At 72.3% G+C, this 15745-nt stretch carries 10 protein-coding genes; 5 read left to right on the top strand and 5 right to left on the bottom strand.

Annotation, left to right across the window (positions count from 1 at the left end):
- Positions 1-50: 50 nt before the first annotated feature.
- The 5 genes from aceE to ACZ46W_RS13030 all read right to left on the bottom strand — a co-directional run bounded on the left by aceE (position 51) and on the right by ACZ46W_RS13030 (position 8890).
- Complete coding sequence (aceE, locus tag ACZ46W_RS13010; protein WP_468335817.1) at positions 51-2741, bottom strand: pyruvate dehydrogenase (acetyl-transferring), homodimeric type; 2691 nt, start codon at positions 2739-2741, stop codon at positions 51-53.
- Between the two features lie 277 nt (positions 2742-3018).
- Positions 3019-3642 (bottom strand): GntR family transcriptional regulator, encoded by a 624-nt coding sequence (locus ACZ46W_RS13015; RefSeq protein WP_073752070.1) that lies wholly within the window; start codon positions 3640-3642, stop codon positions 3019-3021.
- A 172-nt stretch (positions 3643-3814) separates the two neighbouring features.
- Positions 3815-5611 carry a 2-oxoglutarate dehydrogenase, E2 component, dihydrolipoamide succinyltransferase gene (gene sucB, locus ACZ46W_RS13020; protein ID WP_468335819.1) on the bottom strand — a complete coding sequence of 599 codons (1797 nt, stop codon included), beginning with the start codon at positions 5609-5611 and terminating at the stop codon, positions 3815-3817.
- Between the two features lie 59 nt (positions 5612-5670).
- Positions 5671-7059, bottom strand: coding sequence for a dihydrolipoyl dehydrogenase (gene lpdA / locus ACZ46W_RS13025; protein WP_366129209.1), 1389 nt, complete (start codon positions 7057-7059; stop codon positions 5671-5673).
- A 310-nt stretch (positions 7060-7369) separates the two neighbouring features.
- Positions 7370-8890, bottom strand: a complete 1521-nt coding sequence (locus tag ACZ46W_RS13030) for a leucyl aminopeptidase (RefSeq protein WP_468335822.1) — start codon at positions 8888-8890, stop codon at positions 7370-7372.
- A gap of 305 nt (positions 8891-9195) precedes the next feature.
- Here ACZ46W_RS13030 and ACZ46W_RS13035 point away from each other — a divergent pair, with 305 nt between their 5' ends.
- The 5 genes from ACZ46W_RS13035 to ACZ46W_RS13055 are packed head-to-tail and all read left to right on the top strand — an operon-like array spanning position 9196 to position 15744.
- Positions 9196-11250 (top strand): hypothetical protein, encoded by a 2055-nt coding sequence (locus ACZ46W_RS13035; protein ID WP_468335824.1) that lies wholly within the window; start codon positions 9196-9198, stop codon positions 11248-11250.
- Positions 11251-11281: 31 nt separating this feature from the next.
- Entirely contained in the window at positions 11282-12820 is a 1539-nt protein-coding gene (pelF, locus tag ACZ46W_RS13040) for a GT4 family glycosyltransferase PelF (RefSeq protein ID WP_468335827.1), read from the top strand.
- Positions 12820-14316 (top strand): hypothetical protein, encoded by a 1497-nt coding sequence (locus tag ACZ46W_RS13045; RefSeq protein WP_468335829.1) that lies wholly within the window; start codon positions 12820-12822, stop codon positions 14314-14316. Before pelF ends, ACZ46W_RS13045 begins: the two co-directional genes overlap by 1 nt.
- A gap of 34 nt (positions 14317-14350) precedes the next feature.
- A complete protein-coding gene (locus tag ACZ46W_RS13050) occupies positions 14351-14959 on the top strand; it encodes a spherulation-specific family 4 protein (protein WP_468335832.1) in 609 nt (202 codons plus the stop codon).
- Positions 14956-15744 carry an endo alpha-1,4 polygalactosaminidase gene (locus ACZ46W_RS13055; RefSeq protein ID WP_468335834.1) on the top strand — a complete coding sequence of 263 codons (789 nt, stop codon included), beginning with the start codon at positions 14956-14958 and terminating at the stop codon, positions 15742-15744. The genes ACZ46W_RS13050 and ACZ46W_RS13055 overlap by 4 nt, the downstream gene beginning before the upstream one ends.
- Position 15745: the final 1 nt, after the last annotated feature.

A 15745-nucleotide genomic window follows, 5' to 3' on the forward strand; every position in this document is an offset into this window, starting at 1 on the left:
ACATCATGCGAGAAGGCCCCCGCCGAAGCGGGGGCCTCCTGTGACGGTCCTTACAGGCCGTAGCGCTCGCGGGCGTCCTTCACCTGCGAGGCCGGGACCTCACCGCGCTTGGCGAGCTGGGCCAGGGCGGCGACCACGATCGACTCGGCGTCCACGCCGAAGTGGCGGCGGGCCGCCTCACGCGTGTCCGACAGGCCGAAGCCGTCCGCGCCGAGCGAGCTGTAGTCCTGCTCGACCCACTGCGCGATCTGGTCCGGGACCTGGCGCATGTAGTCGCTGACCGCCAGCACCGGGCCCGGCGCGTCGGCCAGCGCCTGCCGCACGTACGGCACCCGCTCCTCGCCGCGCAGCAGCGCCGCGTCGGCCTCCAGGGCGTCGCGCCGCAGCTCCGACCACGAGGTCGCGGACCACACGTCGGCGGTCACGCCCCACTCGGCGGCCAGCATCTCCTGGGCCTTCAGGGCCCAGTGGATCGCCGTACCGGAGGAAAGGAGCTGGATGCGCGGGGCGTCCGCCGTGACGGGCGTGCCCTCCTTGAACCGGTACAGGCCCTTGATGATGCCCTCGTCCACGCCCTCGGGCTTGGCCGGCTGAGGCATCGGCTCGTTGTAGACGGTCAGGTAGTAGAAGACGTTCGGGTCCTCGCCCGGGGCCGTCTCGCCGTACATCCGGCGCAGACCGTCCTTGACGATCACCGCGACCTCGTACGCGAACGCCGGGTCGTACGTCAGCGCCGCCGGGTTCGTCGCCGCGATGACGGGGGAGTGGCCGTCGGCGTGCTGGAGGCCCTCACCGGTCAGCGTGGTGCGGCCGGCGGTGGCGCCGACCAGGAAGCCACGGCCGAGCTGGTCGCCGAGCTGCCACATCTGGTCGGCCGTCCGCTGCCAGCCGAACATCGAGTAGAAGATGTAGAAGGGGATCATCTGCTCGCCGTGCGTCGAGTACGCGGTCGACGCGGCGATGAAGTCGGCCATCGAGCCGGCCTCGGTGATGCCCTCGTTGAGGATCTGGCCGTCCTTGGCCTCGCGGTAGTACATGAGCTGGTCGCGGTCGACCGGCTCGTACGTCTGGCCCTTCGGCGAGTAGATGCCGAGCGACGGGAACAGCGACTCCATACCGAAGGTACGGGCCTCGTCCGGGACGATCGGCACCCAGCGCTTGCCGGTCTGCTTGTCGCGGATCAGGTCCTTCATCAGCCGGACGAACGCCATGGTCGTCGCGACCGACTGCTGGCCGGAGCCCTTGTCGAACGCGGCGAACGTCTTGTCGGCCGGGGCCGGCAGCGGGTCCAGGGCGTGCATGCGGCGCGCCGGGGCCGGGCCACCGAGGGCGGCGCGGCGCTCCTGGAGGTAGCGGACCTCGGGGGAGTCGGCGCCGGGGTGGCCGTAGGGCACCTGGCCGTCGACGAAGGCGGAGTCCGGGATCGGCAGGCCCAGCAGGTCCCGCATGTCCTTGAACTCCTCCACCGACAGCTTCTTCATCTGGTGGTTGGCGTTCTTGGACTCGAAGCCCTTGCCGAGCGTGAAGCCCTTGACCGTCTGGGCGAGGATCACGGTCGGCGCGCCCTTGTGCTGGAGGGCGGCCTTGTACGCGGCGAAGACCTTGCGCGGCTCGTGGCCGCCGCGCGAGTACTGGAAGCACTCGATGATCTTGTCGTCGGAGAGGAGCTTGCCCATCTCGACGAGCGCCGGGTCCTTGCCGAAGAAGTCCTCGCGGATGTAGGCCGCGTCGCGGGTCTGGTACGTCTGGATCTGCGCGTCCGGTACCTCGCGCAGCCGGCGTACGAGCGCGCCGGTGGTGTCGAGCTGGAACAGCTCGTCCCAGGCGGTGCCCCACAGCGACTTCACGACGTTCCAGCCGGCGCCGCGGAACTGGGCCTCCAGCTCCTGAACGATCTTGAAGTTGGCGCGGACCGGGCCGTCGAGGCGCTGGAGGTTGCAGTTGATGACGAAGGTGAGGTTGTCGAGCTCCTCACGGGCGGCGAGCGCGAGGGCCGCCGTCGACTCGGGCTCGTCCATCTCGCCGTCGCCGAGGAACGCCCACACGTGGGAGTTCGAGACGTCCTTGATGCCCCGGTTGGTCAGGTAGCGGTTGAACCGCGCCTGGTAGATCGCCGAGAGCGGGCCGAGGCCCATCGACACGGTCGGGAACTCCCACAGCCAGGGCAGGCGGCGCGGGTGCGGGTAGGACGGCAGACCGTTGCCACCCGCCTCCTGGCGGAAGTTGTCCAGGTGCTGCTCGCTGAGCCGTCCGTCGAGGAAGGCGCGGGCGTAGATGCCGGGGGAGGCGTGGCCCTGGATGTAGAGCTGGTCGCCGGAGCCGTCCTGCTCCTTGCCCCGGAAGAAGTGGTTGAAGCCGGTCTCGTACAGCCACGCGGCGGAGGCGAAGGTGGCGATGTGGCCGCCGACGCCGTACTTGGAGCCGCGGGAGACCATGGCGGCCGCGTTCCAGCGGTTCCAGGCGGTGATCTTCGCTTCCATCGCCTCGTCGCCGTCGAAGCCGTAGCCGGCCTCGGCGGCGGTGGGGATGGTGTTGACGTAGTCGGTTTCGAGCAGCTTGGGCAGCGCGAGACCGGCGCCCTCGGCGCGCTCCAGGGTGCGACGCATCAGGTACGCGGCGCGGTGCGGCCCGGCGGCCTTGGCGACGGCGTCGAGGGACGCCTGCCACTCGGCGGTCTCCTCGGGGTCGCGGTCCGGCAACTGGTCGAGCTCGCTCGGCTGGATGCGGGTGGGGTCGGTCATAGTCGCCGCCTTCCGGAGTCGAAGGGGTGTGGAGCCCTTGGTCTTGGCAGGACAGGGCGAGGGAACCTCTGTTGAAGTCCGCCGACGACTGTACGACCGTGATCGATGATCGATCAAAGTGTTGAGGCAAAAATCTTCGCCTGAGAGCCAAAGTCGGCATTCGGTGCCACAAAAATGGGCACGCGGTGCCTTGTTTTCGCAGGTGAGGGCAGCGAATGAGCGCCCGCGCCACCCGATGAGCGCGAGGCGTACGCCACCGGCGCGCGAGGGGCGCGTATCAGGCGCGCGGGGCGCACCCGAGGACGTGCTCCTTCACCAGGACCCCGATCCGGGGGTCGCGGCGGCGGAACGCCTGGACGAGCTCCTCGTGCTCCTCCGCGTACGACTTCTGTACGGTGCCGAGCCAGCGGATCGACAGTGCCGTGAAGACCTCGATGCCGAGCCCCTCCCAGGTGTGCAGCAGCACGCTGTTGTGCGCGGCCCGCACCAGCTCGCGGTGGAAGCCCACCGTGTGCCGCACCTGCGCGGTGCCGTCGGCCCGCGCGTCCGCCTCGTACAGGGCCGCCACGTGCGGCTCCAGGGCCGAGCAGTCCTCGCCCAGCCGGTCGGCCGCCAGCTCGGCGGCGATCTGCTCCAGGCCGGCCCGCACCGGGTAGCTCTCCTCCAGGTCCGCCGCTGTGAGGTTGCGCACCCGTACGCCCTTGTTGGGCGCCGACTCGATCAGCCGCAGGCTCTCCAGCTCCCGCAGCGCCTCGCGCACGGGCGTCTGGCTGACCGCCAGCTCGGTGGCGATGCGCCGCTCGACGATCCGCTCACCCGGCTTCCAGCGGCCGCTGACGATGCCCTCCACGATGTGCTCGCGGATCTGCTCGCGCAGCGAGTGGACGACGGGCGGGGTCATGGGGGCTCCTTCGCTGCTGCGGCGGTTGCTGGCCATTATTCCGCTCGGTAACCCCGTACGGCTGCCCCCTGTGCGAGACACCTGTCACTCTTCGTCACGGGCGGCGGCGCGACAAGCGACGGCGCCCCCGGCCGGAGGACTCCGGACCGGGGGCGCCGTACGCGGGAGGGGACTACAGGCCGAGGTCGACCTCGAACTCGCCCGCCTCCAGGATCGCCTTGACGGCCGTCAGGTAGCGGGCCGCGTCGGCACCGTCCACCAGGCGGTGGTCGTAGGAGAGCGACAGGTAGGTCATGTCGCGCACCGCGATGGTCTCGCCCAGGTCCGGGTGGTTGATGACCACCGGGCGCTTGACGGTGGCGCCGATGCCCAGGATGGCGACCTGGTTCGGCGGCACGATGACCGTGTCGAACAGCGCACCGCGCGAGCCGGTGTTGCTGATCGTGAAGGTGGCGCCGGACAGCTCGTCCGGGGTGATCTTGTTGCCGCGGACCTTGCCCGCCAGCTCCGCGGTGGCCTTGGAGATGCCCGCGATGTTGAGGTCGCCCGCGTTCTTGATGACCGGGGTCATCAGGCCCTTCTCGGAGTCCACGGCGATGCCGATGTTCTCCGAGTCGAAGTACGTGATCGTGCCCTCGTCCTCGTTGATCCGGGCGTTGATGACCGGGTGGGCCTTCAGCGCCTGGGCCGCCGCCTTCACGAAGAACGGCATCGGGGAGAGCTTGACGCCCTCGCGGGCGGCGAACGCGTCCTTCGCACGGGCGCGCAGCTTCATCAGCTTGGTGATGTCGACCTCGACGACCGAGGTGAGCTGGGCCTGCGAGTGCAGGGCCTTCATCATGTTGTCGCCGATGACCTTGCGCATCCGGGTCATCTTGACCGTCTGGCCGCGCAGCGGGGACACCTCCAGCGCCGGGGCCTTGGCGGCGGCCGGGGCGGCCGCGGCGGGAGCCGGGGCAGCGGCGGCGGCCTTCGCGGCCTCGGCGGCGGCGATGACGTCCTGCTTGCGGATACGGCCACCGACGCCGGTGCCCTTGACGGTCGCCAGGTCGACACCGTTCTCGGCGGCGAGCTTGCGGACCAGCGGGGTCACGTACGCGCCGTCCTCCGCGGGCTGTGCGGCAGCGGGGGCGGGGGCGGGCGTGACGGGAGCCGCAGCGGCCGGGGCGGCAGCGGCGGGCGCGGGCTGCGCCGGGGCGGGCGCCGGAGCGGCGGGCGCGGCCGGAGCGGGCGCCGGGGCGGCCGGGGCCGGGGCCTCGGCGGCGGGAGCCGGAGCGGCGGGGGCCGGAGCGGCGGCGGGGGCCGGGGCGGCGGGGGCCGGGGCGGCGGCGGGGGCCGCGCCGGGGGCGCCGATGACGGCCAGCTTGGCGCCGACCTCGGCGGTCTCGTCCTCGCCGACCACGATCTCCAGCAGCACACCGGAAGCCGGGGCCGGGATCTCGGTGTCGACCTTGTCCGTGGAGACCTCGAGCAGCGGCTCGTCCTCCGCGACCTCCTCGCCGACCTCCTTCAGCCAGCGGGTGACGGTGCCCTCGGTGACCGACTCGCCCAGCGCGGGCAGGACGACGTCGGTGCCCTGGGCACCACCGGCCGGGGCGGCGGCCGGAGCCGGGGCCTCGGGGGCGGGCGCCGGAGCGGGGGCCGGGGCCTCCTGCGCCGGGGCCTCGGCGGCGGGGGCCGGGGCGGGGGCCTCGGCGGCGGCCGGGGCCGGGGCGGCGGCGGGCGCGCCCGTGCCGTCGTCGATGACGGCCAGCTCGGCGCCGACCTCGACGGTCTCGTCCTCGGCGACCTTGATGGAGGCGAGAACACCGGAGGCGGGGGCCGGGATCTCGGTGTCGACCTTGTCCGTCGACACTTCCAGCAGCGGCTCGTCGGCCTCGACGCGCTCGCCCTCGGCCTTGAGCCAGCGGGTGACAGTGCCCTCGGTAACGCTCTCGCCGAGCGCCGGCAGGGTTACGGAAACCGACATGGTTTCAGTTGCTCCTAACGAATTGCGGTAAGTGGTCGTCGCGCCCGGGACTGAGGGCGTCAGTCGTGGGAGTGGAGGGGCTTGCCGGCCAGCGCCAGGTGGGCCTCGCCGAGCGCCTCGTTCTGCGTCGGGTGGGCGTGGATGAGCTGCGCGACCTCGGCCGGCAGCGCCTCCCAGTTGTAGATGAGCTGCGCTTCGCCGACCTGCTCGCCCATGCGGTCACCGACCATGTGGACGCCGACCACGGCACCGTCCTTGACCTGGACGAGCTTGATCTCGCCCGCGGTCTTGAGGATCTTGCTCTTGCCGTTGCCCGCGAGGTTGTACTTGAGGGCGACGACCTTGTCCGCGCCGTAGATCTCCTTGGCCTTGGCCTCGGTGATGCCGACGGAGGCGACCTCGGGGTGGCAGTACGTCACCCGGGGCACGCCGTCGTAGTCGATCGGAACGGTCTTCAGACCGGCCAGACGCTCTGCCACCAGGATGCCCTCGGCGAAGCCGACGTGCGCGAGCTGGAGCGTCGGGACCAGGTCACCGACGGCCGAGATGGTCGGCACGTTCGTGCGCATGTACTCGTCGACGAGCACGTAGCCGCGGTCCATCGCGACGCCCTGCTCCTCGTACCCGAGACCGGCGGAGACCGGGCCGCGGCCGATCGCGACGAGCAGCACCTCGGCCTCGAAGGTCTTGCCGTCCGCGAGGGTGACCTTGACGCCGTTGTCGGTGTACTCGGCGCTCTGGAAGAACGTACCGAGGTTGAACTTGATGCCGCGCTTGCGGAAGGCGCGCTCAAGAAGCTTCGAGCTGTTCTCGTCCTCGACCGGGACGAGGTGCTTCAGGCCCTCGATGATCGTGACGTCCGTGCCGAAGGACTTCCAGGCGGAGGCGAACTCGACGCCGATGACGCCGCCGCCCAGGATGATCGCGGACTCCGGGACCCGGTCCAGGGTCAGCGCGTGGTCCGAGGAGATGATGCGGTTGCCGTCGATCTCCAGGCCCGGGAGGGACTTCGGTACGGAACCGGTGGCGAGGAGGACGTGGCGGCCCTCGACCCGCTGGCCGTTCACGTCGACGGAGGTGGGGGAGGACAGCCGGCCCTCACCCTCGATGTAGGTCACCTTGCGGGAGGCGACCAGACCCTGGAGGCCCTTGTACAGGCCGGCGATCACGTCGTCCTTGTACTTGTGGACGGCCTTGATGTCGATGCCCTCGAAGGAGGCGAGCACACCGAACTGGTCCGCCTCACGGGCCTGGTCCGCGATCTCACCGGCGTGGAGCAGGGCCTTGGTGGGAATGCAGCCGTTGTGCAGGCAGGTGCCGCCGAGCTTGTTCTTCTCGATCAGTGCGACGTCCAGGCCAAGCTGAGCACCCCGCAGGGCCGCGGCGTACCCGCCACTGCCACCGCCGAGGATCACTAGGTCGAAAACGGTGCTGGCGTCGTTCGCCACGTCACGTCCTCCATGCATGTGCGCCGGTCGCCGGTCCTCGATGACCGGGCGGCGGCTGGTGTTCGGCCGCTGATTCTTCGGCCCTGTGGTGGGGGCCCTGTCCTGCCGAGAACCCATCTTCGCACTTGTTGCCGGGAGGCGGGACGCGGGGCCGGGGTGTGAGACGGACGATCGGCCGTCCCGGCGGCCCCCCGAGGCGTACGAAGGTACGGATTCCGTAGTGGTTCCCGTGCGGTTTCGGGGAAAGGACACGGCCCCGGACCGTCCGTCCGGGGCCGTACACATCACACCGACGTCACACGGGAAGGCGTCAGCCGAGGTCGCCCGCCGCCGTGCGCTCCGCCAGCTTCACCAGGGTCCGGACCGCCGAGCCGGTGCCGCCCTTCGGGGTGTAGCCGAAGGGGCCGCCCTCGTTGTAGGCCGGGCCCGCGATGTCCAGGTGGGCCCAGGTGATGCCCTCGCCGACGAACTCCTTCAGGAACAGGCCGGCCACCAGGCCGCCGCCCATCCGCTCGCCCATGTTGGCGATGTCGGCGGTCGGCGAGTCCATGCCCTTGCGCAGGTCGGCCGGGAGCGGCATCGGCCAGGACTGCTCGCCGACCTCCTCCGCGATCTCGTGGATCGAGGTACGGAAGGCGTCGTCGTTCGCCATGATGCCGAAGGTGCGGTTGCCCAGCGCCAGCACCATCGCGCCGGTCAGCGTCGCCACGTCGACGATCGCGTCCGGGTTCTCCTCCGAGGCGCGGGTCAGGGCGTCGGCCAGGACCAGGCGGCCCTCGGCGTCGGTGTTCAGCACCTCGACGGTCTTGCCGCTGTACATGCGCAGCACGTCACCGGGGCGGACGGCGGAACCGGACGGCATGTTCTCGGCGAGCGCCAGCCAGCCGGTGACGTTCACCGCGAGGCCCAGGCGGGCGGCCGTGACGACCGCGGCGAACACCGCGGCCGCGCCGCTCATGTCGCACTTCATCGTCTCGTTGTGGCCCGCCGGCTTCAGGGAGATGCCGCCCGAGTCGTAGGTGATGCCCTTGCCGACCAGGGCGAGGGTCTTCTCCGCCTTCGGGTGCGTGTAGCTGAGCTTCACCAGGCGCGGGGCGTGCTCCGAGCCCTGGCCGACGCCGAGGATGCCGCCGTAGCCGCCCTTGACGAGCGCCTTCTCGTCCAGCACCTGCACCTTGATGCCGTGCTCCTTGCCGGCCGCGGTCGCGATGGCGGCGAAGGACTCGGGGTAGAGGTCGTTCGGCGGGGTGTTGATCAGGTCGCGGGCGCGGTTGATCTCCTCGGCCAGCGCGACGGCGCGCTCGGCCGCGGCCTTGTACGCCTTGTCGCGCGGCTTGGCGCCCAGCAGCGCCACCTCGGCCAGCGGGCCCTTGGCGTCCTTGCCCTTCTCCTGGTACGCGGTGAAGGCGTACGCGCCCAGCAGCGCGCCCTCCGCGATCGCCTCGGCGTCCTCGACCGCCTCGATGGGCAGGGCGAACGCGGCCTTCTTCACGCCGCTCAGCGCCCGGGCGGCGCAGCCCGCGGCGCGGCGCAGCGCCTCGGCGTCGTACGCCTCGTCCTTCTCGGGAGCCGCGCCGAGTCCCACCGCGAGCACGACCGGGGCCTTCAGGCCGGACGGCGAGGGAAGCTTGGTCACCTCACCCTCGGAGCCCGAGGCGCCGAGCGTCTCCAGGACGGTGGCGAGCTTTCCGTCGAACGCCTTGTCCACGGCCTCGGCGCCCGGTGCGACAACGAGTCCCTTGCCGCCCTTCGGGCTCTTGGCGACGCCGACGACGAGAGCGTCGGCGCGCAGTGTCGCCGCGCCGGCGGTGCTGAGAGTGAGAGCAGTCACGGTGGTGAATTCTCGCTTCCATTGAGTTCTGAGGCGGTCGAGGGGTGGGACGACCGGGTCCTGCCGCATCGTAAGTCGGGCCCGGGATACGCCGGGAACGAGCCTACGCGTGCCGCCCCGTTCCGCTCACGGCGGCGGCGATTCACTCATCCGTGGCGTCTCCTCCACGTTCGCCGCGTCAACAGGTGAGAGCTGCGTCACACTCCCTGCAATCCTGCAAGGGAGCAACGTACCCCTTTGCATCATCTCCACAGATCCTTCCGGTGCCCGTACGCGCGCGGAGGACACACCAGGGGGGAAGTCATATGCGCACATTCGGAGTCCGGGGCCCGAGAGCGGCCGGAGGGCTGCCCGCCGCGACACTGCTGGCCACGGCCCTGCTCGCCACGGCAGTCCCGGCCGGCCCGGCGGCGGCGGCCGAACTCGCGCCGCGCGTCGACCTGACCGTGCTGGTCGTGGACGACGGCGGCGGCGCGGTCGGGGCGATCACATCCGAACTGAAAGGTTCCGGCGTCCCCTACCGCACCGTGCGCCTCGCCGACCCCGCACGTCCGGTCATCGACGCGGCGTTCCTCGCCGACACGGTCGACGGGCGGCCGCGCGCCAAGTACCAGGGCGTCGTGCTGCCCGACGAGGCGCCGCAAGGGCTGGCCGCGGCGGAGCGGGCCGCCCTCACCGCGTACGAGCAGAGGTACGCCGTCCCCCAGGTCGACGCGTACACCTGGGCTCACCCGGGCGTGGGCCTCGACCACACCAGCGAGGGCGGGCGCTCCGGCGTCATGGACGGGGTCCGCACCGACCTGACCGCCGCCGGGAAGGCCGGGCCCTTCCGGTACCTCGACGGGCCGGTCACCTTCGAGGACAACGACCCGGAGATCGCCGAGAGTTACGGGTACGCCGGCCGGCCCCGCGAGGGCTACACCAGCTACCTCGACGTCCCCACCGGCGACGGCGGACGCGCCAGCCTCGTCGGGCAGTACGCCCACGACGGCCGGCGCGAACTGGTCGTCACCTTCGCCTACAACCGGCACCAGCGGCAGTTCCGGGCGCTGGCCCGGGGCATCGTGGAATGGCTGACGGGCGGCGTCCACCTCGGCCAGAGCCGCAACTACCTTTCCGTCCACGTCGACGACGTCTTCGCGCCCGACGCCCGCTGGGACACCGAACGCAACTGCACGCCCGGCGACTTCGACTGCCCGGGCGGTGACGGTGAGGGGACCGTGCCGATCCGGATGACGGCGGCCGACGCCGAGTACGCCGCCCAGTGGCAGCGCTCCGCCGGCTTCACCCTCGACATGGTCTACAACGCGGGCTCCGGCGAGGAATGGAAGGCCGGGCACGGCGGCAGCGACCCGCTCACCGCCCGGCTGCTCGCCGACCGCGCCCAGTACCGCTGGATCAACCACACCTACACGCACCCGTTCCTCGGCTGCGTCCAGGACACCTCGACCGTCCCGTGGAGCTGCGCCAAGGACGCGTACGGCAACACCCGCTGGATGAGCCGCGCCGAGATCGCCGCCCAGATCCGCGACAACCACACCTGGGCCGTGAACAAGGGCGTCGCCGTCGACCGCACCGAGCTGGTCACGGGCGAGCACTCCGGCCTCAAGACCCTCCCGCAGCAGCCCACCGACAACCCCAACCTGGCGGGCGCCCTCGCCGACACCGGCGTCCGCTGGATCGCCAGCGACAACTCGCGCGAGCCCCAGCAGCGCCCCGTCGGCACCGCGCGGACCGTCCCGCGCCACCCGATGAACGTGTACTACAACGTCGGTACGGCCCAGGAGATGACCGACGAGTACAACTGGATCTACACCTCCAAGGAGGACGGCGGCAGCGGTGTCTGCGAGACCGACCCCGCCTCCACCTGCCTCGACGAGCCGCTGGACGTGAACACCGGGTACGCCTCCCACATCGTGCCGCAGGAGGCCCGCACCGCCCTGGGCCACGTCATGGGCAACGACCCGCGCCCGCACTACGTCCACCAGTCCAACCTCGCCGAGGACCGCCTCCTGTACCCCGTCCTGGACAGGCTCCTCGCCGACTACCGCGCCCTGTTCGCCGACAACACCCCGCTCGTCACGCCCCGCCACCGCGACACCGGTACGGAACTGGCCCGCCGCGCCGCCTGGGACAAGGCCCTCGCGGACGGCAAGGTCACCGCGTACCGCATCGGGAACACCGTCACCGTCAAGGCGCCGGCCGGAGTGACCGCCCCCGTCACCGCGCCCGAAGGGACCCGCAAACAGCAGGTGCTCGGTACGACGGCCTTCGGCACCCCGTACGCCGGTGCCCGCTCGGCCTGGACGGCTCCCGACACGCTCCAGTCCGCGACCACGCTCACGCTGCCCACCACCTGACGCCCGACCACATCACTCCGGGGGGACACCGATGCCGAGCAGTGGCCGCCATGTCACCATGCTCACCGAAGGCACCTATCCGCACGTCCACGGGGGCGTCAGCACCTGGTGCGACCAGCTCGTGCGGGGCATGCCCGAGGTCGACTTCCAGGTCCTGGCGCTGACCGGCAGCGGCCGTGAGCCGGTCACCTGGGAGCTGCCGCCCAACCTCTACCGCCACACCTCGTTCCCGCTGTGGGGCCCGGCCCAGGGGCGCTCCCGGCCCCTCATCGGCCGGGAGCGGCGCCGCTTCACCGACACCTACGAGCGCTTCCTGCTGTCGATCCTCGACCCGTCCGCCGGCTGCGACTTCGCCACGAGCCTGTACGACCTGGCCGCACTGGCCCGGCGCGGCAGGCTCTCGGCGGCCCTCCGCTCCGAGTCCGTCCTCCGCTCGCTGATGTGGATATGGACCATGCCGCACCTGAAGACGGCGGCCGCCCGCCCCACCGTCCACGACGCCCTGACCGCGACCGACCTTCTGGAACACGCGCTGCGCCCGCTCGCCGCCCGCATACCCGACGACTGCGTCGCCCACGCCGTCTCCAGCGGACTGGCCACCCTTCCCGCGCTCGTCGCCCAGCACTTCGACGGCGTACCGTTCCTGCTCACCGAACACGGCATCTACCTGCGCGAGCGCTACCTCGGCTACCGCAGCGCCGCCCAGCGCTGGCCCGTCAAGGCCCTGATGCTCGGCTTCTACCGCGAACTCAACACCCTCGGCTACCAGAAGGCCGACCTCATCACCCCCTGCAACCAGTACAACCGGCGCTGGGAGGAGCGCGGCGGCGCCCCCGCCGACCGCATCCGCACCGTCTACAACGGCGTGGACCCGCACGCCTTCCCCCTCGCCGGACCCGAACCCACCGTGCCCACCCTGAGCTGGTGCGGCCGGATCGATCCCATCAAGGACCTGGAGACGCTCATCAGGGCGTACGCCATCGCCCGCGCCGAAGTCCCGGAACTGCGGCTGCGGTTGTTCGGTCCCGTCCCGGCCGGCAACGAGTACTACCGCACCAAGCTGGAGAAGCTCGCCGCCGACCTGGGCGTCACCGACGGCATCGGTTACGAGGGGCGGATCTCCGACGTGGCGAGCGCCTACGCGGCGGGCCACCTGGTGATGCTCTCCTCCATCAGTGAAGGGTTCCCCTTCTCGCTGATCGAGGCCATGTCGTGCGGCCGGGCCACCGTCTCCACCGACGTCGGCGGGGTGCGGGAAGCGGTCGGCGACACGGGGCTGGTGGTGCCGCCGCGCGAACCGGCCGTCATGGCGGAGGCCGTGCTGACCCTGCTGCGCGACGACGCGCGCCGCGCCGAACTGGGCCGCCGGGCCCGGCAGCGGGTCGTCGACCAGTTCACCCTGCGCCGCTCCGTGGACGGCTTCCGCCGCATCTACCTGGAGCTGGCCGGACACCCGCAGCCGGAGCCGGAAGTCGAGGAGACCCGCGACTGGACCCTCCAGCTCCGCGTCGCCGATCCCTGGCGCCCCCTCCTCACCGACGACGACCTCGTCAGCGGGGAGGCGGCCTGATGAGCGGCTCCCTGTGGCTGACGGCGGACTCGGCCGGCCGCGACACGCTGCCCGCGATCCCCCGTCCGCGACCGAGCTGGGCCGCCCCCGACCCCATCGACGAACTGGCCACCCGGCTGGAGGGCGTGATAGCGGCCGCCGTCCACCCCGACGAGATAGCCGCCATCCTCGAATCCGACGGCATGACGGACGACCACATACGCCTCACCTACGGCCGGGAGAACTCCTTCGCCCTCGCCGAGGACCTCTACGCGCGCGTGGAGCGGTCCTTCCCCGAACCGGACGGCCCGCCCACCGATCCCTGGCACACCGGCATCGGCGGCTGCCTGCTGCGCGGCCTGGTCTTCGCCCTGCCGGGGCTCGCCTACGTGCTCGGCGCCCCGCTCCTGGCCGGACCGCCCGGCAGGCTCGGCCTGCCCGCCGGCACCGTCCCGCTGCTCGCCGGCGCGGTCACCGGCTGGGTGTGGAACCAGGCCCTGTCCCACCGCGCCTACTCGTGGCTGGGCCTCGGCGACCGCCGGGCCGCCACCCGCACCCTGCTGCGCGGTGCTCCGGCGGGCGCCCTGCTCGGCGCGGTGGTGGCGGTCTGGGCGGGCGGGCCGGGGGAGTGGGGCGGCGCGGTGTTCGCGGCGGGCCAGGCGGTGTACCTGGCGGCCGCGACGGTGCTGCTGGTCCTGGACCGGGAGAAGGCGCTGCTGGGCGCCCTGGCCCCGCTGGTCGCCGGCACGCCCGCCGCCTTCTGGCTCGGCCTGCCCGACCCCGCGCGGGCGGCGCTGCTCGGCACCTCCCTGGCGCTGGCGGTCGCGCTGGCGGGGCGCGAGCTGCTGCCCGGCCGGACGGAGCCGCCCGGCGAGCGGGGGAGGGCCGGTGAGCGGGGGAAGGCCGCGCCCCGGCTCGCCGCGTCCGTGCCGTACGGGCTGTTCGGGCTCGGCACCGGCGGGCTCGTCCTGTACGCCGCGATCGGCGACGTCGTGGCCGAGGGCGCGCGCGCCGGGGCCTCGGTGGCGGGGGCCTCGGTGGCCGGGCCGACCGCGGTGGCGCTCACCCTGTCCATGGGGCCCGCCGAGTGGCTGCTGCACCGGTTCCGCAGCGAGAGCCTCGCGGGCCTGCGGGCCTCCACCAGCTCCCGCGCCTTCCGCCGCGCCACGGCCACCACCCTGGCGCTGTGCCTCACCGTCTACCTGGCGGTGCTGCTGGCCCTCGCGGTGACCGGCACGCTGCTGTGGCCGGGGGCGCCGGACATCGGCGGAATCCGGCTCGCGGCACTGCTCCTGATCGGTACGGTGCTGTGGGCGGCCCTGCTGTTGCAGTCGTTCGGGGCGGTGCTCAGCGCTGCGGTGGTGTGCGGGGCGGCGGCCGGGGCGCAGACGGTGGCACTGGCGACGGGGGCGGGCGACCCGCGGCTGATGGGCGCGGGCGTCGCCGGGGCGGCCGCAGTGGTGCTGGCCGTGCTGGGCGGCGTGCTGCTCGGGCGGGCGACCGCGCACCGTACGTGAGGACACGTACGTCAGACACACGGAGGAAGCGCACGTGGACCTGCTGGTGCCCTACTACGAGCACCCCGCCGAACGTCCCGACGAGTGGGACGCGATCATCGCCTCCGCGCCGCTGCTGTACGGGGTCGTGCTCAACCCCGCGAGCGGCGCCGGCCGCGCGCCCGACCCGGCGTTCGTGACCGTGGCGGACCGGCTGCGGGCGGCCGGGGTGTGCGTCCTCGGCTACACCGACACCGACTACGGCCGCCGCCCGCACGCCGACGTCCTCACCGACCTGGTCCGCCACCGCGACTGGTACGGCGCCGACGGCGCGTTCCTCGACCAGGTGCCCACCCAGCGCGAGGCCGTCGAGCACTACCGGCGCCTCGGCGTCGCCGCCCGCGCGGCCGGTGCGGCCACCGTCGTCCTCAACCACGGGGCCCAGCCCCACCCCTCGTACGCCGAACTGGCCGAGCTGCTGGTCACCTTCGAGGGGCCCTGGGACACGTACCGCGACATGGAGCTCCCGGTCGCCGACCACTACTGCCACCTCGTCTACGCGGCGCCGCCCGACGCCCGGGTCACCACCCGCGTCCGGTGCGCGGTCCCCGGCGCCGGGGCGCACCCCTGGGGCACCCTGCCGCACGCGCTGGAGTGCCGGTGACCCGCCGCGTACCGCTCCTCCTCGCCGCCCTGGTGCTGCTCCTGGCGGGCTGCACGAGCCCGTCCGACGACCGCGGGCCGAAGCGGGGCCGCTGGCAGCCGACGCCCGGCCAGGCGTGGCAGTGGCAGCTCAGCGGGCGGCTCGACCTGACCGTGGACGTGCCGGTGTACGACATCGACGGCTTCGACCACCCGGCGTCGACGGTGGCCGACCTGCACCGGCGCGGCCGGAAGGTGATCTGCTACCTGTCCACCGGGGCGTGGGAGGACTGGCGTCCGGACGCCGGGAAGTTCCCCCGATCCGTGCTCGGGAACGGCAACGGCTGGAAGGGCGAGCGGTGGCTCGACATCCGGCGCACGGACGTCCTCGGACCGCTGATGGCCGCCCGCCTCGACATGTGCCGCAAGAAGGGCTTCGACGCGGTGGAGCCCGACAACATGGACGGCTACGCCAACCGCACCGGCTTCCCGCTGACCGCGGCCGACCAGCTCCGCTACAACCGCCTCATCGCCCGCCTGGCGCACGAGCGGGGCCTGGCCGTCGGCCTCAAGAACGACCTGGACCAGATCCCGCAGTTGCTGGACGACTTCGACTTCGCGGTCAACGAACAGTGCGCCGAGCACGACGAGTGCGCCGCCCTGCGCCCGTTCATCGACGCGGGCAAGGCGGTCTTCCACGTGGAGTACGAGCTCGGGACGCGCGAGTTCTGCCCGGAGACGGAACGGCTCCGGATGAGCTCGATACTGAAGCGGTACGAGCTGGGGGCCTGGCGCGCCCCCTGCTGAT

The organism is Streptomyces sp. NPDC031064 (assembly GCF_055570965.1).

Bases quoted from the DNA above. Each gene is read 5' to 3' on its own strand.
- aceE (WP_468335817.1), bottom strand. From the start codon at position 2,741: ATGACCGACCCCACCCGCATCCAGCCGAGCGAGCTCGACCAGTTGCCG.
- ACZ46W_RS13015 (WP_073752070.1), bottom strand. From the start codon at position 3,642: ATGACCCCGCCCGTCGTCCACTCGCTGCGCGAGCAGATCCGCGAGCAC.
- sucB (WP_468335819.1), bottom strand. From the start codon at position 5,611: ATGTCGGTTTCCGTAACCCTGCCGGCGCTCGGCGAGAGCGTTACCGAG.
- ACZ46W_RS13035 (WP_468335824.1), top strand. From the start codon at position 9,196: ATGCGCACATTCGGAGTCCGGGGCCCGAGAGCGGCCGGAGGGCTGCCC.
- pelF (WP_468335827.1), top strand. From the start codon at position 11,282: ATGCCGAGCAGTGGCCGCCATGTCACCATGCTCACCGAAGGCACCTAT.
- ACZ46W_RS13045 (WP_468335829.1), top strand. From the start codon at position 12,820: ATGAGCGGCTCCCTGTGGCTGACGGCGGACTCGGCCGGCCGCGACACG.